A 20,828-nucleotide genomic window follows, 5' to 3' on the forward strand; every position below is an offset into this window, starting at 1 on the left:
TAAGTTAAATACCAGCTGCTGTGGAGCGCTTATTTAAACGTTGCCTTCGGGTCATTTTATTTGGCTTGCAGGCGACGAGGCTCTTTAACGATTAAGTGGCTTCTTGAGAATAAGGAAGCCGGTAGCAAAGCGCGAGCTATCCCAACCAAACCGGTATAATTATCAACGCTTGGGCATATGTAGGCTTGGATGAGTTAGCTTGATCCTGCGCCTAAGTGGCTATTTGAAGAAAGTGTCTCAGATAAGAAATAATAAGGACGTAGCTTGCATATGACCCAGAAAATCCCTCGGACACGCGCCATACTTAGTCGACTAAAGTTTAGCCGTAAAATATTGGTGGCCGCGTCATCGGTGGTCATCGCCGCTTTCACTTTGTTTACTCTCTACAACGATTTTTCGCAACGCATGGTTATTCAGGCGAAGCTCGAGAGCTACCTAGATGAGATGGGGGGCGTAGCCGCTAGCAACATTGCCAACTGGCTTGCTGGGCGTCTGGTTTTGCTAGAAAGCACAGCCCAGACCGTTGCCCGCGAAAGTTCGAGTATAGAAGTTCAAGCGCTCGTTAAACAGCCAGCGCTCAACTCGGCTTTCGCTTTCACGTACCTTGGTAGGAGTGATGGAGAGCTGATTATTTTTCCTTCCTTCAGCATGGAGGCTGGCTCTGATTATCGATTAGAGCCTTGGTACAAGCATGCGCTCGAGTCTGGAACGACTACTCTGACCGGACCATATCGTGATGGCTCGACTGGAGAGCTGGTCATTGCTGCGTCAACGCCTGCGCAAAGCGGAGCCGAGAGCCTCGGCGTGGTGGGCGGCGACATTAATCTTAAGGTGCTGGTGGATATCATCAACACACTGAACTTCGACGGAATGGGCTATGCATTCCTAGTTAGCAGCGAAGGCAAGGTACTTGTGCACCCGGATCAGACCAAAGTTATGAAAACCTTGGCCGAGCTGTATCCTAACAATACGCCTTCGGTGACAAGTGGATTTATCGAGGCGGAGCTCGATGGACAGCAGCGCATCCTCAGCTTCAGCCCCGTCCAGGGCTTGCCTTCTGTGACTTGGTACGTAGGCATATCTGTGAGTAAGGAAAAAGCTTACGCGGCGCTTTCAGATTTCCGTATATCCGCATTCCTAGCTGCCCTGATTGCAGTGGTGCTCGTCATAACGTTGCTAGGCATGCTGATAAAAATGTTGATGCGTCCCCTCACGGACATGAGCCAGGCGATGGCTAGCATTGCCGAAGGGGAGGGCGACCTCACTCGCCGCCTCGCCGTACATTCACAGGACGAGTTCGGAAAGCTGGCGTTGGACTTTAACCGTTTCGTCGGACGTATACACGAATCGATTCACGAAGTCTCCTCCACAACGTTGCAGGTAAACGAAGTGGCACAGCGAGTACTAGATGCCTCTAACTCATCGATGGCCAACTCTGACGAGCAGGCGAGCCGGGTAAACAGCGTCGCGGCAGCAGTCAACCAGCTCGGCGCAACTGCCCAGGAAATCGCCCGTAACGCAGCTGACGCTTCGCAGCGGGCCGGTGCTGCCAGCCATCAAGCCAAGGAGAGCCGCAAAGTTGTGCAGCAAAATATCGACGCGATGAAGCTGCTCTCTACCAATATCAGCGCATCTTGCGCCCAGCTTGAGGCCCTCAATAGTCAAACTGCCGAGATAGGTCATATTCTTGATGTAATCCAGGGAATCTCAGCTCAGACTAATTTGCTCGCGCTCAATGCTGCCATCGAAGCGGCCCGTGCCGGTGAAGCTGGGCGTGGCTTTGCAGTCGTGGCCGATGAGGTGCGCAGCTTGGCGCATCGTACCCAGGCCTCCGCTCACGAAATCCATGTAATGATCGAGAAACTTCAGGTCGGGGCACGGGATTCGGTATACCTAATGACTGAGAGCCGGCGTCAGAGCGACGAAAGCGCGTACATCGCCGATCAGGCCGGCGAGCGACTAGCCAGCGTGACCCAGAGCATTGCCGAGATCGACGCGATGAACCAGTCGGTGGCGGCGGCCACCGAGGAGCAGACCTCAGTAATCGAATCGCTAAATCAAGACATTACGGAGATAAACACGCTCAACCAAGTAGGCGTCCAAAATCTGCAGTCGACCCTGGGCGCCTGCGCTGATTTAAGGCAGCAATCCACTCGGCTCAAAGAGCTCGTGGGTGGCTTCCGGATTTAGCCTTGCCGCAATACGATGAACTAGGCCCGATATGGCTCGCCTCTGGCTCGATGTAACCTTGGCCAGGTTATTGAAGCGTGCGCGACAACGCACCGATGCTGCCGCTTGAACGCTGGGGTGCCAACGCAAGTAAGGCCGCCTGCTTAAAACTGCGGCTAAAGCCGCTCCAGGCGCGTATTCGCGATTCCGCCGCAGCGAAAGAGACATGGCTCACTCATGCGGTCGATAAACATAATCCTTACCAATCAAGACGCCGCAACCCCGCTGTCAGAAGAGACAGGTCCTTGCAGGGGCGACGTGCGAGCGGACCGTTCCCATCTAATCTCATCATCCTTGGTCGAACGGCCATGCTGGATCGTCTCTAGGTGCCCAAGCAGTTGCGGCCTCGGTTGTGCGGGGGATGTTGATGCCTTGTTAACGCTAAATAACATGGCGGCGGCAAAAACTGAGTGCAACACCTGACCTTTCCGGTACGGTGCTGCCCCTATGTCTTATACCGAACTCAGCGTTGAAGAGCGCGCCACCATTCAAATCGGTCGTACCCAAGGCTTCAGCCTGCGCAGGATTGCCTGCTTGATCAACCGATCCCCTTCGACCATCAGCCGTGAGCTGCGCCGTAACCGAGGTGCTTGCGGTGGCTACTCGGCCCGTCTGGCTCAGCAGCAAATGCAGGCCCGCCGCCAGGTTTGTCGACCGATGCGAAAACTGTTGCCGGGTAGCGAGCGCTTCGAACTGGTGACCCATATGCTGCGTGAGCGTTTGTCTCCCGAGCAGATTGCCGGCAAGCTGCGCAGCATGAACATACCCAACCTGCGAGATGCCTACGTCTGTCGCGAGACGATCTACAACGCGATCTATGCCCTGCCAGTGGGTGAGCTGCGTAAGGAGCTGATCATCTGTCTGCGCCAAGGCAAGACGACGCGCCGGCCGCGCTCTGGTGGCGTGGATCGGCGCGGCCAGATCCCCGAGATGGTCAGTATTCATGTGCGCCCGCCGGAGATTGAAGACAGGCTGATGCCGGGGCATTGGGAAGGCGACCTCATCAAGGGTAAGGCCAACGCCTCGTCCGTCGGTACGCTGGTGGAACGCACCAGTGGCTACCTGATGTTGGTGAAGATGAACGACGCAACGGCGACTTCGGCGCTGGAAGGCTTCAGCGCCGCGCTCAATAGCATGCCGCTGGAGATGCGCAAGAGCATGACTTACGACCAGGGCCGGGAGATGGCGCGACACGCCGAGATCACCCAAAGAACCGGCGTGGCGATCTACTTCTGCGACCCGCACAGCCCCTGGCAGCGCGGCAGCAACGAAAACATCAACGGCCTGATTCGCCAGTACTTGCCCAAGGGCACAGACCTGTCGGTACATAGCCAGGAGGAGCTGGACGCCATTGCGCTGCAACTGAACATGCGACCGCGCAAGCGCTTCGACTTCAAATGCCCCATCGAGGTGATGGGAGAGGTCATGCAAAATGCCATGGCAATGCGGCATGATGCTCCGGTTTCAATTCAATAACCGTGTTGCACTCAGCTCCTGCAACCGCCCTCCCTATTTTTATTCAGTGGTAGTACGGCACACGTAGTGCGCCGGAGACATCCGTCACTTGCCTGCCAGGTCATAGCGCCCAAAATTATCTGGACAACTTCAGCGGAAAATACCACCACCACTTAAACGACCGCAGATGATTTCTGCGAACCGACGTAGCGGTAAAGCGTTGTTCGAGAAACGCCATACCGTCGGGCAACATCGGTTACCTGTATCTCAGGATCTCTGAGAAGAGCTCGTATCGCACGTACCTGACGATCATCCAGCGCAGGCTTGCGTCCACCGTTTCTCCCACGGGCACGAGCCGCAGCCAGCCCTGCACGAGTTCGCTCTCGAATGAGGTTGCGCTCGAACTCCGCCAGGGCAGCGAACACGTGAAAGATCAGCTTACCGGCAGCGCTGGTGGTTTCGATTCGTTCGGTCATGGATTCGAAGGCCACCCCTTCCCGCTCCAAGCTACTGACAATCCCAACCAAGTCAGGCAGAGAACGACCGAGGCGGTCCAGTCGCCAGACAACCAGAGTGTCACCACTACGCAGAGCTTTTAGGCAATGCCCAAGCTCCGGCCTGTCCGCCGACTTGCCGCTCATGGTCTCCTCGTAGACTGTTGAGCACCCAGCCAGAGCAAGTGCATCTCGCTGCAGGTCGAGGTTCTGATCATCAGTCGACACTCGGGCATACCCAATCCGCTTTCCCATACGTTTTTCTCACACTGATTTCGGTACAGGAAAAGTGACAGGAAAGCGGTAAATCCCAAGTCCAAAAGATCATTTGGAATAGGTGTGCCATAAACGACCGTTTACGGGACGGATGCGCTCGTCAATTTCAGGTGCTGAAAGCGACCGAAAACGAACCACAGGATATTTTTTCTTCCTCAACATTCCCTACAGCAGCTCAGCACCTGAGCTGATTGGAGGAATGACCATGAAGCAGAGTTTCCACCTACATTTTGATCGGGACTTGAGCAAGGCCGGTTCGGCGATCCTCAGGGAGGCAGTCCGGCGCGGCCTCCTCAGCCAACACGAGGCAATGATCCACGACCAGCAGTGGGCCCAGTTTAGTATTTACGCCAAGGAGTCTCATGAGGTGGACATCCTGGAGCTCGTCAATAAAAAACTGGTGCGGCAATACGGCGAAGAACTCTGTATCCAGGTGTACCACGGGAATCTCTCGCAGCAAGGCGCGGCGAACTTGCTTGAGACCGTGTATTCAGTAATGGCCCTTGCAACCGATGGTGGCTGGAAAGTCGCGACAGCTGACGTTGGCGACCGTATTGGCTTTCCTAACCATGCACGGATTACCGTCCCGCGCAGCCTTGATCAAGCGACGTTCGAGGCAGCTGTAGAAGACGTTCAAACTCGCCTCTCTGAGCACCTGGCGGTGGTGATTATGTTAGTGCGGTATCTGGGCATTTCGCTGCGTGAAGCGTTTTTCTTCGATGCCCGAATAGCTCTGAATGACGCCAAAGCAGACGGATATCATTCGGTAAGTAACGGCAGCGAAGATCCATACGATCACCGCAAAATTAATATCTCAGGGGGCAAGCAGATCGCCGTTTTGGAAACGGCCTCGGCAGTTCAAGGTGTGCGGCACTGTCACCATCCAAGACAAGAAGCATGGCGGATATGGCGGCAAAACAGCCTACCTGCAGCTAAGGAGCTTTTGCTTGCTCATGGGTTAAATTTTGATGATTGCCGCTCAGCGTATGCCTGCGAGCTCTACGAACAATGGGCCGATCATAAAGCTCCGATTCTTGGGGGAAACGCTCCCCACGACGAGGATCTAGAGGCGCGGGATCACGTCGCCTACGAGCTCGGAAATTTACGTATCTGGGAAACTGATGCATACGTCGGTGCCCGAGCCACCCTACTGAAGGAAGCAGCCGGTACCAGCCGCTAAGGCACTACGCAGCAGATTTGGGATTAGATCAGACGCCCTTAAACTTGGCTTACCTCGAGTCAAAGGAGTCAGGGCGTGGATCGTTTTGAATTGTTGGTATATGCGGTACTTGCGGTCATCAGTGCGCTCACCATCACAGGTGCTGTTGGCTACATGGTCGCAGCGTATCTGGACAAGAAGCGTGGCGACGATTGAGTCTTCAGCGGTATGACCAGATACCTGTAACAAACTGTCCGCTGCCTTTTCATCGGCAGCGGGCGCCTACCCGAATCCACCTGCAAGGCATCACTACTGCGATACGCAATATTTGCCACCCAAGTCCATGAGATCAGCGATGACCTTGGCTGGGTAGTCAGTTGCCGCGTCAATGCGAAAATGACCGGAGCGCCGAAGCGCTTAGATCAACGGCATGCTCGCTTCTCGATGTGGCGAATTAGCTTGCCCGGTACGCCATAACCCGTGCGCCGACTCGCAGGCAACATCTGATCTTGGGTTTTCCTAAAACTACCGGAGAGTGTCTAGCGACCTCATCTATCCGGAGCACCACCATGGAATTTCGCCACCTCGGTAACGGGCAGTACTTCCCACCCATTGCACCAAACGGTCGGGTTTACGCCGTACCTCTTGGGCAGGAAACCCAGGTAGAAATTTTCTGCCTGACACCAGTAGGCATCATGGGCGCGGGCGTCCAATCGCACTGGTCAGAAATCGTTGGTTTTTACTACGACGACGAATCATGGGAGATCATCCCGCGCAATTACTCGGGACGAGGAATGCGCTTCCGCAGAGGCCTCTCCTGCATCATGGTGATCGCCGGCAGCGAGGCTCTCACGACCCACATCCAGGGCTACCCCATCCCCATCTGCGTAATGAACCGCATTGCATTCGAACAGCAGCGATGCAGTGAAGGGTAGCGCATCACCGCCGCCATCCGCTGCGCGACACAGGTACCAGCTAGACCGGCACCTACCAATGTTTATTTTATGAAAGTGAAGCCTCTCACTGCTAATACAGATCGCAGTTGGCCAGCAGCCTTGGACGTACGCATCACTGCTAATAGCAAATATAGCCTGTGAACCCCGCATGCACTGGCCTGCTGGCTGGCAGCGAGTAGATTTAGCGCACTACACTGCTTATAGCCCGTAACCTACTCAAGCGCTGCAACATGTCGCACAGGAATTCACTGCTGATACAAGAAAGCCCCGTCAGACCATGCTGCACGGGGCTTTCGGACGCTAAAATCGGTTCAGATCCGTTCGGCACTGCTTATAGGCACTCAGCCTCTACTCTCCCGAATAGAGACCGCCATGATCAAGCGCTTGGTATCTAGACAGTTTCTTTTCATAAGCGACCAACGTCCGACGCAGCTGACGATTCTCGCTGGCAATGCTACGAATCTCAGCAAGACGCTCCTCAACCTGCAAAACCAGGCGGCGGTAAGGGTATTTAACAAACTCGAACGAGGAAGCCGGGTATTTGTGTTTGCCATTGCCCTTGGCAATAGTAAGGGGCGCGAATTTGTTTTTTTGCCCATGCAGTGGCACCAGTTTGCACCAGTAGATCGAGTACGCATTCGGGCTCGTTTGCTTGATTGACACGGCAGCTACAACAGATCTGGCCCCAGTCTTTTTGTACAGCTTCATGGACGCATCCACATAGCTTGTTACCAGGCGTCTCGCGTCCACCAACAACTGCTCATATTGCTGATCCAGCAAGGCGACTATCGCTTGCGGTTCTTTGCTCATGGCCAAGGCTCCAACTGCTTCTAGAGCCCAAATGGTGGCATCTCATCCGGTATCAAAAATTCGCTTTCAGGCGATTTTACCGTCAGAAATTTACGGAAGCGGAGTTGGCAATGCACCGCTGCCGCTCTGCCGCGCGTTAGATGGGCGGCAGATGACGACATTGCAGACGTACAGCAACATTACGTGCAAAGGATGCACAACAGACGACGACGGATGCCCTGGCTCGAGATTGAACAGAATCAACGAATGCCAAAGTGACGATAAGCAGGCAATGGCCAAGAGCTGATCCTTCTGATCGACGGCTTCCGCCCCAAGCCGGATCTTTACCGCTCGCGCTTCGAACATTGCGGTGTTGGTTCGCAAACATTCCCAACCACAAGCAGAATGGCAGTTGCGCAAAACAAAAACGGTTATGACCCGCCTTTCCCGACTGGCGAATGCAAAGTCGTAGGCAGCGCACGGGTAGCACGGAGTTCTTCCGCGATAATGGTCGCCTGCTGCAGAGCGGCACTGTCAAGAAACGAAGCGTTCAGATCGAACGTGATGGCATCGTCGTCGGAGCTTTCCTTTATCGCATAGGGCCCGAAGAGGATGTCGTTGCTTCCCTCAACATGGGGCTGGAAACGTGACAGGGGATTACGACTGTCGTTCCCATTGTGTATCGCTATCGCGGAACCATTGTCGCTATACATGGTACGCAGAACGGAGGGATCGCGCTTGCCGCTAATCCATTGCCGGGGCGTGACAGGATCGCCGTCCATTACTAGGGGCACGCGCAAGAGGTAAATTACCTCGTCCGCGTCCTCGAGCCTACTGAACGCAGCATCATAGTCCGGCTGCCTGCCCAACACGCAGTCGATGTCCACCTGTATGTCGAAGAAGGCCACTTTGCCGGCATTCGCTCGCACGTCATAAAGGAGATCCAGAAGTTTTGGGCTACCTTGGTCAGCCGCGGTAGGGCAGAACGTGTACCAGCCGGAAATGACGGGCATCTCAACACCTATCACTGCTGGCGTAATAGCTGGCTCTGCCTGGCTCGGAATTGCTTTCTGGGAACTGTTTGCTGCCGGGGATGCCACAGAGCCTGACACTTCTGCTCCAGGAGGAGGTGCGCTGTCAACTGCAGGACCCTCATGCAACAAAGCCCATAATCTAGGCTTTGTACGAAAAGTATTGCCGCATGCAACGTAGGCTGCAGGCCAAGGTGACCATGGCTGCAAAGCTCTTGGCCAGCTTGTCATAGCGAGTGCCGATCCTGCGATTTTCTTTCAGCCAGCCAAACATCCGCTCAATGATGTTCCGTTGCCGGTATTTGGGCCGGTCAAACAGTCGGGGCAAGCCAGGTCGAGGTTTGCGCGGCATAGCGCGCAATGGGATTACCGGCTGCATTCGGTAACGGTCGCAGTACTGGCGCAGGTGCTCGGCATCGTATCCCTTGTCAGCCAGCAACCACCGGCTACGTTTACGCGGTCGTCCTGGCTTGCCAGCAATTCTTACAGCATCCAGCAGCGGCTGAGCGTGGGAGACATCACTGGCTTGTCCTGGTGAAAGCCTGAAATGCAATGGCACGCCATTGGCATCGCACACCATGTGAATCTTGGTGGTCAGACCGCCTCGACTGCGCCCGAAGGCATGGTCTAACGGTTCTTCAGGCCCCCCTTTTTCCCGGCGCCTGAAGAGGCTCGGGTTGCTCGTACTGCGGTGGAGTCGATCATCCAGGTGTCCAAGTCGATCAGTCCTTCCCGGTTCAGCCGAATATGCAGACGCTCCAGTACTCGCTCGAATGTGCCGTCGTCGCGCCAGTCACGAAAACGCTGATACACCGTTGACCAAGGCCCAAAGCGTTCAGGCAGGTCGCGCCAGGGAGCGCCCGAGCACAGGATCCACAGAATTCCGTGGAGAACCTGACGATCATCGTTGCGAGGACGGCCCATTTTCTGTTCTGGAGAAACCAAATCCTTGATCAGCTCCCATGACGCATCAGAAAGTTCGTAACGCCTTGCCATACGGGCCTCCAACCGGTCATGGCGGCAATTTTAGCCACAACGACTTTTCGTACAAAACCTAATTCGCCCAGTCTAGGGGGCTATAGATCGCCAGTCATCAGTAGCTCTCTCAGTATGCTGAGATTTTTCCTGATTTCAGCTTCTACCTTTCCAGAATAATCAAGTGCCTCAAGCGTATTCTTTGTTTGGTTCATTGCCTCTGCTATTATATCAATGGCAGTTTTTCTTGATGCTGCCATATTTTCTAGAGTCTGTTCCCCTGCATTTAGCATTGTTACGATATCTTGTTTGCTTAACTTATCATAATTCACGTTACGGAGTTGCTCTAGTATTAACTCTTGATCCGACATATATGATCCTCTTTATTATTATCGATTTGTTGTTTATGATAATATTAATTATTTCATTGTTCCAGAAAAAAACAGCTTGGATAGTGTATCATAAAAAATATATTTCGAGCGAATGGGGAAAGTCGGTCGAGCCATGCGCATAACCAATCCATGGCATTGGACGCACAGTATATCGTTACCGGTGGATAAATGAATTAACCGCTCAATCCACTAGGTTGCGACGACGCAATCAGTTCATGGACGGTGCGGTTTATCTATTACCCCTCTAGATAAATGAGCAGGGACAAACTTCGCCACCCAAGATGGCACTTTTTCTACCGGCATGGGTTTCGCAATACCATAGCCTTGCGCTACATCACAACCTAGGTTCATCAGCAACACTCCGTGCTCAACCGTTTCCACCCCTTCAGCAATAACCTCGCGGTTAAACGATTTCGCTAGGCCGATGATCGCCTTAGTCAGCCCCAAGCTGTCTTTATCGATGAGTATGTCGCGTATAAAAGATTTGTCTATCTTGATTGACTGCGTGGGCAGTTGTTTAAGGTAGCTCAGCGATGAATACCCGGTTCCAAAGTCGTCCAACGAAAATGTCACACCCAGATCCTGGCAAGCAATGAGGCACTGAGTGACATGTGATAAGTGTTCTATCACCACTGATTCGGTAATCTCAATATCCAACATCTGCGGCAAAACATTAGGGTGGCTGTCCAGCAAAAACTTTAGGGACTTTACAAAGTTTTCTTTTTTCAAATGTAATGCTGCAATGTTTACACTCACAGACCACGAATGACCCAAGTCCGCCCATTGTTCTATTTGACTGAGCGCCTGATCTATGACCCACTCGCCGATCTCCACGATCAGATCGCTCTGCTCAATCAACGGTATAAAATACTGCGGTAATATAAGTCCATCTCGCGGATGCTGCCAACGCAATAGTGCTTCAAAACCAATCACTGCCCCACTGCTCAAACTTATTTTTGGTTGATAATGCAAGCATAACTCACCATCATGTAACGCTTGGCGAACCCGTATTACGGTATCAAAAGCTGATTTATCCATCTTATCTTTTGATACATCAAACAAATAGAAACAGTTACGGCCACTTTGTTTGGCCTTATACATAGCCTGATCGGCATGACGTAGCAGTGTATCGGCATTCTCATTATCGTTTGGATAGAGCGTCACACCGATACTGGCGGAAATATTAATGCCTATGCCATCGATGATGTAGACGGCGGAAAGGGCAGCTAAAAGCCTCTGCAGGGCGCTTTCCAACACCTTGGGATCCCGCACACCCAAAATCAGCACGAACTCATCGCCTCCCAAACGGGCTACGGTATCTTCGATACGCATACTATGTTTCAGGCGATCAGCCACCGCCACTAACAGACGATCACCTATCTCGTGGCCATAGCGGTCGTTAATCTGCTTAAACCCATCGAGATCAAGCACGCCCACGGCAACCGTGCTGGACTGGCTCTTTGCTTTGACAATAGCCTGATCAAGCGCTTTGGACAGCAAAAAACGATTTGGAAGACCCGTCAGCTCGTCGTGCTCAGCCTGCCATTGCAAGGTTTCCAGAAACTTCCGCTTTTCGGTCACATCGAAACGAATGGAAACGTATTTCTGCACCCGCTGGCTGGCATCATCGTACATGGGTACAATGGTGCTCTCTACCCAATACAGGCTGCCATCCTTTTTACGGTTGCAAATTTCACCTTTCCATACCTGCCCACGTGAAACTTTTTTCCACATATCAATAAAGAACTCAGGGGGATGCTGCCCTGAGTTTAGTATGCGGTGGTTTTGCCCAATCAACTCCTGTGCGCTATAGCCAGAAATATCACAGAACTGTTCATTGACATAGGTGATTATTCCGGATTTATCGGTTTCCGAGAAAATAGCTGCCGCATCCACCGCTGCACGGTATCCTGCACTCATATATAAACCTAATTCACCAAAATAGTCATAAGGTCACTACCTGTTGAACCGTTCAACCAACGAGTTTAAACCACGGGATGTACTTTCAAGTTCGCGGCCACGAATCACGGCGGAGTTAGCATTCTTCGCTGTTCTCTCAACCGTTCCCGCTACGTTATTAATCTGCCGAGCAATATCTTCAGCGACACTAGCCTGCTCTTCTGAAGCGGCTGCCATTTGCTGGCTCATACCACTGATCCGTTCAACAGCATCGCGAATGCCTTGGAGAGCACACTGCGCCTCTATAACTTGCTGTACACCGTGGTCGGCCTCGCGAATACCGAGTTTGGCAATGCTCACAGCCTCATCTGCGCCTTTTTTAAGGGTTTCAATGACGTTTTGAATTTGTTGAGTCGATACGCGGGTTTTAGCGGCCAAGGCCCGGACTTCATCAGCTACTACCGCAAAACCACGACCCTGCTCACCAGCCCTAGCCGCTTCAATTGCAGCGTTGAGAGCGAGTAGGTTGGTTTGATCAGCAATGGCTTGAATCACCCCCGCAGCAGCCATAATTTGCTGGGTTTCATTGGCAAGGTAATCCACAGCAGTGCTGATATTCGTGACGGTACTGGCCAGCAACTGAATGGCCTCACGGGAAGTACCGGCGACTTTATCACCTTGTTCAGCCAGTTCATTTGCTGCTTGCGCTTCCATGGCGGTTTTTTGAACATGCCCTGCCACTTCGTTGATTGAGGCCGCCATCTCCGTCATGGCGGCTGCCGTCATGTCCGTTTCCGCTCGCTGCTCCAGCAAGGCATTTTCAGTTTGGTTCGAGAGTAAGGAGGAATGCGCAGCGGCTTCAGCCACTTGGCTGGCCAGATCGCTTAGCCGAGTCAGTGCGGTTTTAAGGCGTGCATCCTCACTAATCAATATCATTTCCAACTGCGCTGAAGGGCCATACGTATCGCTGTAAGTGATGGCGCTAATCGGATCTGAAAAAGCGTCAGGGGCGCATTTCATGATATGACTCAACTGATGTTCCAGCCGCGTATAGGACCACCATCCTGTAACGAGAAAGAGCACGGCAGTTACCGCTTGTGCTGCCAGGCTTGGCAGCACGCTAGCCGCACCTATTGCCAACGCAGCCGCAGTTGCAGGTAAGACCATCCTCCTCATGAATGCCGCATAATGACGATTTTGGGGAATGGAATTTTTACCTGCACGCAACCGGTCATACAGCTTTTGTGCGCGATCAATTTGCTCCCGAGTCGGCTTGACTCTAACGGACTCGTAGCCTGTTAAGCGGCCATCTTCGAGAATAGGTGTCACATACGCACTGACCCAATAGAAGTCACCATTCTTGCAGCGATTCTTGATGATACCCATCCAGCTTTTGCCAGCCTTCAGATAGCCCCACATCAGCCCGAAAACAGCTGGAGGCATGTCGGGATGACGAACCAAATTGTGCGGACTGCCCAACAACTCTTCACGAGAATAGCCACTTATTCTCATAAACTCGTCATTCACATAGGAAATATTCCCATTCGCATCCGTAGCAGAGATCAATCGCTGCTGGACTGGAAATATTTGTTCAACGGTTGTGACAGGCAGGTTCGAGCGCAAGATGAGTCTCCATGAGCAATAATGGCATTATGCCATAAGGCGTGACTAACGGGTCATGCGAAATAAAGGGAAATCACAGAGCACTGAGATGTTTGTACGCTAAGCCATGGTTCTCAGCTGCAACCATTATCTGACACTGGTGACTTCGGTTGAAGTCCCCCTGCCAGTGCGAATTAGGTTTTGTACGAAAAGTCGTTGTGGCTAAAATTGCCGCCATGACCGGTTGGAGGCCCGTATGGCAAGGCGTTACGAACTTTCTGATGCGTCATGGGAGCTGATCAAGGATTTGGTTTCTCCAGAACAGAAAATGGGCCGTCCTCGCAACGATGATCGTCAGGTTCTCCACGGAATTCTGTGGATCCTGTGCTCGGGCGCTCCCTGGCGCGACCTGCCTGAACGCTTTGGGCCTTGGTCAACGGTGTATCAGCGTTTTCGTGACTGGCGCGACGACGGCACATTCGAGCGAGTACTGGAGCGTCTGTATATTCGGCTGAACCGGGAAGGACTGATCGACTTGGACACCTGGATGATCGACTCCACCGCAGTACGAGCAACCCGAGCCTCTTCAGGCGCCGGGAAAAAGGGGGGCCTGAAGAACCGTTAGACCATGCCTTCGGGCGCAGTCGAGGCGGTCTGACCACCAAGATTCACATGGTGTGCGATGCCAATGGCGTGCCATTGCATTTCAGGCTTTCACCAGGACAAGCCAGTGATGTCTCCCACGCTCAGCCGCTGCTGGATGCTGTAAGAATTGCTGGCAAGCCAGGACGACCGCGTAAACGTAGCCGGTGGTTGCTGGCTGACAAGGGATACGATGCCGAGCACCTGCGCCAGTACTGCGACCGTTACCGAATGCAGCCGGTAATCCCATTGCGCGCTATGCCGCGCAAACCTCGACCTGGCTTGCCCCGACTGTTTGACCGGCCCAAATACCGGCAACGGAACATCATTGAGCGGATGTTTGGCTGGCTGAAAGAAAATCGCAGGATCGGCACTCGCTATGACAAGCTGGCCAAGAGCTTTGCAGCCATGGTCACCTTGGCCTGCAGCCTACGTTGCATGCGGCAATACTTTTCGTACAAAGCCTAGTAGCTCAAGACGTTGATCTTTTGATGTACGGGACCAGCCGTCAAAAGCTCGTCGAGCAGATCGCACTGCCTGATCGACATGCTCCTCGGTGCCCAAGGAGATTAACCCAACAATTTTTTCAGTTGCGGGATTGATGACTTCCGCTTCACGTGCGCCTTTCGGCCTCACCCATTGTCCGTCTATATAGAACTCTCGGTAATCACGCATTGCTATTTTTCCCCTTGAGATAGCTAGCAACCTGATACCCGACCTCGCGACCGCTCTCTATCGCGCCGTCTATAAAACCACGCCAGCCATTAGCCATGTCGGAACCGGCGAAGAAGAGCCGGCCTTCGCGCTTCTGCAGCTCGGTTAAATAGCGGGTTGTCTGACCCGGACGATAAGTGCACCAAGTGCCCTTAGAAAAGGGATCGAGATTCCAGTCGTAGCCATAGCTGGACGTTACCTCCACGCCTGGAAGAAGGGGATGCAGGGCCTTTTCGACCGCTTTGCTATCGTTAATGTCTACCAGTTTAGGATCGGCGGAAAATGCGATAAGCAATGTACCGTTCTCACCGACGTGGTCCGTAAACACCGAAGTGAACGGCGTTACATCGTTTCTAGCGGGCGCATAGGTCATTACGTTACCTACATCTTGCTTTATACGAATGTAACCCTTAACACCCTTACCCGCATGGCCTTGGGAGGCAATTTCTGACTTTGCATCAGAGAGACGCGGACTGTACTCAACGTCACCCATCGTGTTTAAAGGCACTGCCATGACAACTGCCGATGCCGCAATTGTGCCCTCTTCAGTGGTGATAAGTACCCTATGACTGTCTTGCTTAACTTTTAGCACAGGCGTTGAAAGCTGAATTTCCATATCACTTTCAGCAACCATGGCCTCCAGAAGACTCACGGTACCTGATTTAATTTTATATCTGGCAATTGAGTCGAACATAGTGGGCATGTTGAAGTTGCTGAGTGCAAACCAGCGCATAATCTCGCTATAAGCGATCGTCTCTGGGTAGTTATGTCCATTACCGCTAAGCCATGAATCCATCATGTCTTTTTGCTCGCGGGTTAGGGACAGTTTATTTAAGTACTCAGAAGCTGACAACCCATCCATCTCCTGGAGCGCTTTTTTTGCAAAGAAAGGATCGAAGGGACGTGGGTAGATGTTGTGCGCTTCTTTGTAATATTCAGTACAAGCGGCGCCAAATATTTCGAACGCCTCTGCCGCCGGCGCTCGCTTCACCTGATTATCAGTAACCCAAATAACAGTTTCAGGACTAGCGAGACCGACGGTTTCCTCGATTTCTAATCCATAATGCATGACCTCAGTCCACACATTAGGCTGGGTCCAGTGTACCCAAGTACCTCCAAGCTCCACCTTCTCACCATCGAGCTTAGACGTAAACGTGCGGCCACCTAGGCGACTCCGGCCCTCAAGCACTAATGTTTTCAAGCCGGATCGGCTCAACTCCCTTGCAGCCGTTACCCCCGCAAACCCACCTCCGATCACGACGGCATCGTAATCTACGTTGCTTTGCAGCGGACCAACTCTTTCTTTATCCGCCCCCTGTGCCGTAGCGGACAGTGATAGGATCTGAGAGCCAACGCCTGCAGCAGCAGCACCAATAACGGCACCGCCAAGAAATTTGCGTCGCGATACACCGTCCTTGCTTATATCACCCTTATCGTTAGCCATGTTATCTTTACCCCTTTCTTATTTTACAAGCCGTCGCTTGGACGACCGGCTAGTTGGACGTCTGATTCAGCATGCATATTACGTCGCGCCGATCTTGTTCATTCTTCAGGCCGGAAAACGCCATTCGGGTAAGCGGATAGACCCCCATTGGACTGTTAAGAAACGCATCAAGATGTTCTACGGTCCAGGTGTCGCCCGACTTACGCAGTGCGGAAGAAAACTTATAACCCGGCACTTTGCCAACCTCCCGGCCAACCACACCGTGAAGATTCGGCGCCGCAGGTCCGTGTTTCCCTGTATTGTCATTGCTGTGACAAACCGCGCATGTCTGAAAGATCTTTTTACCATTATCTGGATTGCAATTTTCACTGGCTGTAGCGACAGAAGAAGTAGCCCCAAAAAACAGCGCCCCCAGGCACAACAACACGGCTTGAAACTTTTGTTTTATCATGATCACTTAATCCAGTTATAACGTTGGCTAACCTAATATTTCTTTCGCTTCGCGTCCGGCGCGGAGACCACTCTCCACCGCGCCATCGATGTTGGCGTGCCAGCCGTTACTTGTTTCCGCGCCCGCGAATAAAATGCGCCCTTCAGGTTGCTGCAAGTCTGTCAATCGACTCAGTTGGCCGACACCATAGGCGGCCCATGCGCCCAATGAAAACGGATCCGCAGTCCAATCGTAGGCAGCTATTCCTAGAACTTCCACGCCGGGAAACAGTTTCCGGATTTCCCTAGTAACAGCATCACGATCATTCACGTCGATTGTTTCTGCGCGCGCGATGGTAATCGACAGTATTGTCCCCAACTCATCGCCGTAGTCGTGAGTCTGGACCCAGTTAAGCGGCTGTTGTTCATCAGCGAAAGCAAAAACTCGGCCGAGATTTTCTTTAACATGAACATAAAGCTTAGCGCCTTTACTGAGCTGCCCTTCTTGAATAAAGCGCTGTTTACCCTGCGATAGGGCCGGAGTGAATTGAATGTGGCGATAGGTATTGAGCGGAACCGTCATGATAACTGTTGCGGCGGTAATCGTTTCACCATCGTCAGTTTCGATGCGAACCCCGCCGGCTATTTGCTCCGCTGAGATAACCGGCACGTTTAATCGGACCTCGGCACCGCTATCGTCCAACATGGCCTCGATTAAACCAATAGTGCCTCCCTCTATCCGATAGTGAGTCTGCGTGTCCATAAAAGCGCTGTAGTTCCACCCGCCACAGGCAAATAACTTGAGAACTCCAGGGAGACCATATTTATCTGTGGTCTCACCAGCATAAAGCGCCATGAAGCTATTAAGCTCTGCTCGCTGGGCGCGACTCAGCTCCAGCTCATTTATACGATCCAAGACGGACAGCTTATCTAGCTTACGGGCTCGCTCGGTAAACATGGGCTCATGTGGCCGCGGAAATGCTTCCCAGGCGTCATGGCACATCTTTTCGAAAGCGACTTTGATGTTCGTTCCAAATACTTCAGGCGAAAGCTCTTCAACGTTTCCGTCGTTATACATAACTAGAGTCTTGTCTAGGGAAGGTCTGAAAAAGACTTCCCGAATCTGGTGAAATACGCCGATCCCGCCAGCCGAGTTTTTCCATGAAGCAGATGACCTTCGCCGACGCCGAGTACGCCGGCAAGCGCAAGCAGACCCGTAAGGAATTGTTCCTGATCGAGATGGATCAGGTGGTGCCGTGGAAGGGATTGATTGCCCTGATCGAGCCACACTACCCAAAGGGTGAAGGTGGTCGTCCAGCCTATCCGCTGATGGCCATGTTACGTATCCATCTGATGCAGAACTGGTTCGGCTACAGCGACCCGGCCATGGAAGAAGCGCTCTACGAGACGACCATCCTGCGTCAGTTCGCCGGGCTGAGCCTGGAGCGCATTCCCGACGAAACCACCATCCTCAACTTCCGTCGTTTGCTGGAGAAACATGAGCTGGCAGCCGGCATCCTCGGCGTAATCAATGGCTACCTGGGGGATCGCGGCCTGTCGCTGCGCCAGGGCACTATCGTCGATGCCACACTGATCCACGCACCCAGCTCGACCAAGAACCAGGACGGCAAGCGCGACCCGGAAATGCACCAGAGCAAGAAAGGGAACCAGTATTACTTTGGCAGTGCGACCTGAAAGTCGCATGGGTTTCTGTTCCGCAGGTTAACGCCCGACGGAACCGATTGTTCCACCACTCGTTCCCTACCCAGACAGGCGCGGCCGGTAACAGCTGGGTCTGAAGCCCTGGGGACAATGTAACCGCCGATTTTCGGTAGGTCGAACCGTGAGGCCAGACTGAATCTGCCAGCATCAAGGCGGAGAGGTGCTAGGGATGAACGGGTACGGCTAACACACGTGAACCTCATATAAACGTCGTCAAAATAGCCAAGCCAAAGATGCTGACAGGCTTGAACCAAAAGGTAAGCGGACAGGCAGGGGGTCTTACCGATACCCCCTCGTGGATGTGGTGCCGCCGGCGAAATCGAGGAGCCCGACCCGTTCGGAAATCCATGTGGAACAGGGTAAGCCCGTAGCGCTGCCGGTTTCGGCAGGTGAGCTGTAAAGCAAGCTGTTGGTGCTGCGGGTAAAGGAATGTGGAAAAAGCGAAGGTCGCCCTGTAATGGGGCGAATACAGGTTGAAAGATCATCTGGCGCGAAAGCGAGCAGACTTCCACAAGGTCTTCCATGGCGAAACAACCTGATCAATCGTTGTACGGAGGAAAGCAGATGGTAGTGCTCACATCCCATGCACAAGCACCGGCGGGCACTGGTGCATCTTCGAACTTCGAGTCGGTCTGGCCCCTATCCTGGTGCCAAATCGAATCGCAAGTGAAACGACTCCAGGTACGTATCGCCAAGGCAACACGAGAAGGCAGATGGGGCAAGGTGCAAGCCTTGCAGCGGCTGCTGACTCGCTCGTACCGCGGCAAGATGTTGGCCGTTAAGCGAGTGACGGAGAATAGAGGCAAGAGAACACCGGGAGTTGATGGCAAGATCTGGTCAACCCCTGTGGCCAAATCGAAGGGAGTGAAAGCGTTACAGCATCGGGGCTATTGCCCTCAACCGCTGAGACGTATCTACATACCCAAAAGCAATGGCAAGAAGCGCCCGCTGGGAATTCCAACGATGCGGGATCGCGCAATGCAGGCACTGTGGAAACTGGCACTTGAGCCGGTTGCAGAAACGCGTGCGGATCCAAATTCGTATGGATTTCGGCCGCAGCGATCCACGGCCGATGCAATCGCACATTGCTTCAATGCACTGGCGAAACGCAGTTCGGCGCAATGGGTACTTGAGGGCGACATTCGAGGCTGTTTTGACAATATCAGCCACGATTGGCTGCTCGCCAACGTACCCATGGATAAAGCGGTTCTGCGTAAGTGGCTTCGAGCCGGGTATGTCGATCAGGGAGCCTTGTTCGCAACGGAGGCAGGAACCCCGCAAGGGGGAATCATCTCCCCGATACTTGCGAATTGGACGTTGGATGGGCTGGAACATGTTGTCCACACAAGCGTGGCTTCGACGAACCGAAAGCGACAGCCATTCAAGATACACGTCGTAAGATATGCCGATGACTTCATCATCACGGGAACTTCGAAGGCTATCCTGCAAAGTCAGGTTCGACCTGCAATTGAGGCATTCCTGAAAGAGCGAGGCTTGGAACTCTCTGATGAAAAGACTCACATCACGCATATCTCGCAAGGCTTCGATTTTCTGGGCCAGAACGTACGTAAGTACGCTGGCAAGCTACTCATCACTCCGGCTCGCAAGAGTGTGAAAGCGCTTCTGGATAAGGTCCGGGAAATCACAAACGGAAACAAGGCGGCGATGCAAGCAAACCTGATTCAGGTCCTGAACCCGGTAATCCGGGGGTGGGCCATGTATCATCGTCATGTTGTCGCTGCCAAGCGTTTCGCGTGGATCGACCATCAGATTTGGCGAGTGTTATGGCGCTGGGCTGTCCGCCGGCATGCCATGAAAAGTGCCCATTGGGTAAAACAACGATACTTTCGTGTAGTGGGTCAACGGCACTGGATTTTCGCCAGCAAGGAAAAAGTACGTGGCATGAGTCAACCCGCTTGGCTTTTTGCCGCAGCCAGTGTTTCGATTGTTCGGCATATCAAAATATGCAGTGCAGCGAACCCGTTCGATCCGGCATGGACGTCTTACCTTGAGCGCCGAAGAGCGCATTGTCAGGTAGCCCGGTCTCACTCAGGCTGCTGGAAGGCTTGAGCCGTATGAGGGGTGACTCTCAAGTACGGTTCTTAGGGGAGGCAGGAGTGGTAACACTCCTGCTTTACCCGACTGAAGGCTCACATCGGCGCGGATGCCGAGTCAGGTCTGGTGCACAGCGTGGTGGGGACGGCAGCCAACGTTGCTGACGTTACCCAGGTCGACAAACTGCTGCATGGAAAGGAAAACATGGTCGGCGCCGACGCGGGTTACACCGGCGTAGAGAAACGCCCGGAACATGAAGGCCGGGAGGTGATCTGGCAGATTGCGGCCCGCCGCAGTATGTACAAGAAGCTGAGTAAGCGCAGTGCGCTGTACAAAGCCAAGCGCAAGATCGAGAAATCCAAGGCCCAGGTGCGCGCCAAAGTCGAGCACCCGTTCCGGGTGATCAAGCGCCAATTCGGCTACGTGACGACACACTTCCGTGGCCTGGCGAAGAACACCGCGCAGTTGGTGACACTGTTCGCGCTGTCGAACCTGTGGATGGCGCGCCGACATTTGCTGACGAATGCAGGAGAGGTGCGTCTGTAATGCGGGAAATGGCCGGCGC

At 53.3% G+C, this 20,828-nt stretch carries 17 protein-coding genes and 4 pseudogenes; 9 read left to right on the forward strand and 12 right to left on the reverse strand.

What is annotated here, in order from left to right:
* Nucleotides 1–405: 405 nt before the first annotated feature.
* The 3 genes and pseudogenes from AA098_RS30090 to AA098_RS03920 all read left to right on the forward strand — a co-directional run.
* Nucleotides 406–1,335, forward strand: a pseudogene (locus AA098_RS30090) (cache domain-containing protein); the annotation flags it as partial.
* Between the two features lie 90 nt (nucleotides 1,336–1,425).
* Entirely contained in the window at nucleotides 1,426–2,190 is a 765-nt protein-coding gene (locus AA098_RS30095; RefSeq protein ID WP_371914702.1) for a methyl-accepting chemotaxis protein, read from the forward strand.
* A gap of 486 nt (nucleotides 2,191–2,676) precedes the next feature.
* Nucleotides 2,677–3,705 carry an IS30-like element ISPsp7 family transposase gene (locus AA098_RS03920; RefSeq protein ID WP_011911495.1) on the forward strand — a complete coding sequence of 343 codons (1,029 nt, stop codon included), beginning with the start codon at nucleotides 2,677–2,679 and terminating at the stop codon, nucleotides 3,703–3,705.
* 152 nt (nucleotides 3,706–3,857) lie between these two features.
* Here the strand turns inward: AA098_RS03920 and AA098_RS03925 are convergent, their stop codons facing one another.
* Nucleotides 3,858–4,433, reverse strand: coding sequence for a recombinase family protein (locus AA098_RS03925; RefSeq protein WP_014754493.1), 576 nt, complete (start codon nucleotides 4,431–4,433; stop codon nucleotides 3,858–3,860).
* 226 nt (nucleotides 4,434–4,659) lie between these two features.
* Between AA098_RS03925 and AA098_RS03930 the strand changes: the two genes are divergently transcribed.
* Both AA098_RS03930 and AA098_RS03935 read left to right on the forward strand, forming a co-directional pair.
* On the forward strand, nucleotides 4,660–5,634 hold the full coding sequence (locus AA098_RS03930) for a hypothetical protein (RefSeq protein WP_014754503.1): 975 nt from the start codon (nucleotides 4,660–4,662) through the stop codon (nucleotides 5,632–5,634).
* A gap of 548 nt (nucleotides 5,635–6,182) precedes the next feature.
* On the forward strand, nucleotides 6,183–6,548 hold the full coding sequence (locus tag AA098_RS03935; protein WP_017735521.1) for a hypothetical protein: 366 nt from the start codon (nucleotides 6,183–6,185) through the stop codon (nucleotides 6,546–6,548).
* A gap of 369 nt (nucleotides 6,549–6,917) precedes the next feature.
* Here the strand turns inward: AA098_RS03935 and mobI are convergent, their stop codons facing one another.
* The 7 genes and pseudogenes from mobI to AA098_RS30100 all read right to left on the reverse strand — a co-directional run.
* Nucleotides 6,918–7,379: a conjugative transfer protein MobI(A/C) gene (mobI, locus tag AA098_RS03940; RefSeq protein ID WP_014754508.1), complete on the reverse strand. Its 462-nt coding sequence runs from the start codon at nucleotides 7,377–7,379 to the stop codon at nucleotides 6,918–6,920.
* 410 nt (nucleotides 7,380–7,789) lie between these two features.
* Entirely contained in the window at nucleotides 7,790–8,371 is a 582-nt protein-coding gene (locus AA098_RS03945; RefSeq protein WP_017735520.1) for a hypothetical protein, read from the reverse strand.
* Nucleotides 8,372–8,531: 160 nt separating this feature from the next.
* Nucleotides 8,532–9,385 (reverse strand): IS5 family transposase gene (locus AA098_RS27945; protein ID WP_085983057.1). Its coding sequence is split into 2 segments (ribosomal slippage): nucleotides 8,532–9,029 and nucleotides 9,032–9,385, totalling 852 coding nucleotides; the frame shifts between segments, so codons are not numbered across the junction.
* An 80-nt stretch (nucleotides 9,386–9,465) separates the two neighbouring features.
* Entirely contained in the window at nucleotides 9,466–9,735 is a 270-nt protein-coding gene (locus AA098_RS03960) for a hypothetical protein (RefSeq protein WP_012274344.1), read from the reverse strand.
* Between the two features lie 234 nt (nucleotides 9,736–9,969).
* Nucleotides 9,970–11,676, reverse strand: a complete 1,707-nt coding sequence (locus AA098_RS03965) for a bifunctional diguanylate cyclase/phosphodiesterase (RefSeq protein ID WP_014754513.1) — start codon at nucleotides 11,674–11,676, stop codon at nucleotides 9,970–9,972.
* Nucleotides 11,677–11,712: 36 nt separating this feature from the next.
* Complete coding sequence (locus tag AA098_RS03970; protein ID WP_371857143.1) at nucleotides 11,713–12,831, reverse strand: methyl-accepting chemotaxis protein; 1,119 nt, start codon at nucleotides 12,829–12,831, stop codon at nucleotides 11,713–11,715.
* Nucleotides 12,832–12,999: 168 nt separating this feature from the next.
* Nucleotides 13,000–13,167 (reverse strand): annotated as a pseudogene (locus AA098_RS30100) (PAS domain-containing protein); the annotation flags it as partial.
* A gap of 346 nt (nucleotides 13,168–13,513) precedes the next feature.
* Between AA098_RS30100 and AA098_RS27950 the strand changes: the two are divergent.
* Nucleotides 13,514–14,367 (forward strand): IS5 family transposase gene (locus AA098_RS27950; RefSeq protein WP_156747509.1). Its coding sequence is split into 2 segments (ribosomal slippage): nucleotides 13,514–13,867 and nucleotides 13,870–14,367, totalling 852 coding nucleotides; the frame shifts between segments, so codons are not numbered across the junction.
* Here the strand turns inward: AA098_RS27950 and AA098_RS27955 are convergent.
* Genes AA098_RS27955 through AA098_RS03990 form a run of 4 tightly spaced genes read right to left on the reverse strand, consistent with a single transcriptional unit; the run spans nucleotide 14,329 to nucleotide 17,564 of the window.
* Nucleotides 14,329–14,574, reverse strand: a complete 246-nt coding sequence (locus AA098_RS27955; RefSeq protein ID WP_082916850.1) for an aldehyde dehydrogenase family protein — start codon at nucleotides 14,572–14,574, stop codon at nucleotides 14,329–14,331. The genes AA098_RS27950 and AA098_RS27955 overlap by 39 nt on opposite strands.
* Nucleotides 14,567–16,057, reverse strand: coding sequence for an NAD(P)/FAD-dependent oxidoreductase (locus tag AA098_RS03985; protein ID WP_082916851.1), 1,491 nt, complete (start codon nucleotides 16,055–16,057; stop codon nucleotides 14,567–14,569). Before AA098_RS03985 ends, AA098_RS27955 begins: the two co-directional genes overlap by 8 nt.
* Nucleotides 16,058–16,106: 49 nt before the next feature.
* Entirely contained in the window at nucleotides 16,107–16,508 is a 402-nt protein-coding gene (locus AA098_RS27960) for a cytochrome c family protein (RefSeq protein ID WP_082916852.1), read from the reverse strand.
* Between the two features lie 27 nt (nucleotides 16,509–16,535).
* Entirely contained in the window at nucleotides 16,536–17,564 is a 1,029-nt protein-coding gene (locus AA098_RS03990) for an NAD(P)/FAD-dependent oxidoreductase (RefSeq protein ID WP_064613875.1), read from the reverse strand.
* Nucleotides 17,565–17,647: 83 nt separating this feature from the next.
* Between AA098_RS03990 and AA098_RS03995 the strand changes: the two are divergent.
* The 3 genes and pseudogenes from AA098_RS03995 to AA098_RS04005 form a co-directional block, all read left to right on the forward strand.
* A pseudogene (locus AA098_RS03995) lies at nucleotides 17,648–18,169 on the forward strand (IS5-like element ISPa16 family transposase); the annotation flags it as partial.
* 603 nt (nucleotides 18,170–18,772) lie between these two features.
* A complete protein-coding gene (ltrA, locus tag AA098_RS04000) occupies nucleotides 18,773–20,278 on the forward strand; it encodes a group II intron reverse transcriptase/maturase (RefSeq protein ID WP_035834956.1) in 1,506 nt (501 codons plus the stop codon).
* A gap of 72 nt (nucleotides 20,279–20,350) precedes the next feature.
* Nucleotides 20,351–20,809: pseudogene (locus AA098_RS04005) on the forward strand (IS5-like element ISPst5 family transposase); the annotation flags it as partial.
* Nucleotides 20,810–20,828: the final 19 nt, after the last annotated feature.

This window comes from Pseudomonas sp. JY-Q, from assembly GCF_001655295.1.
Classification (GTDB): Bacteria; Pseudomonadota; Gammaproteobacteria; order Pseudomonadales; family Pseudomonadaceae; genus Aquipseudomonas; species Aquipseudomonas alloputida.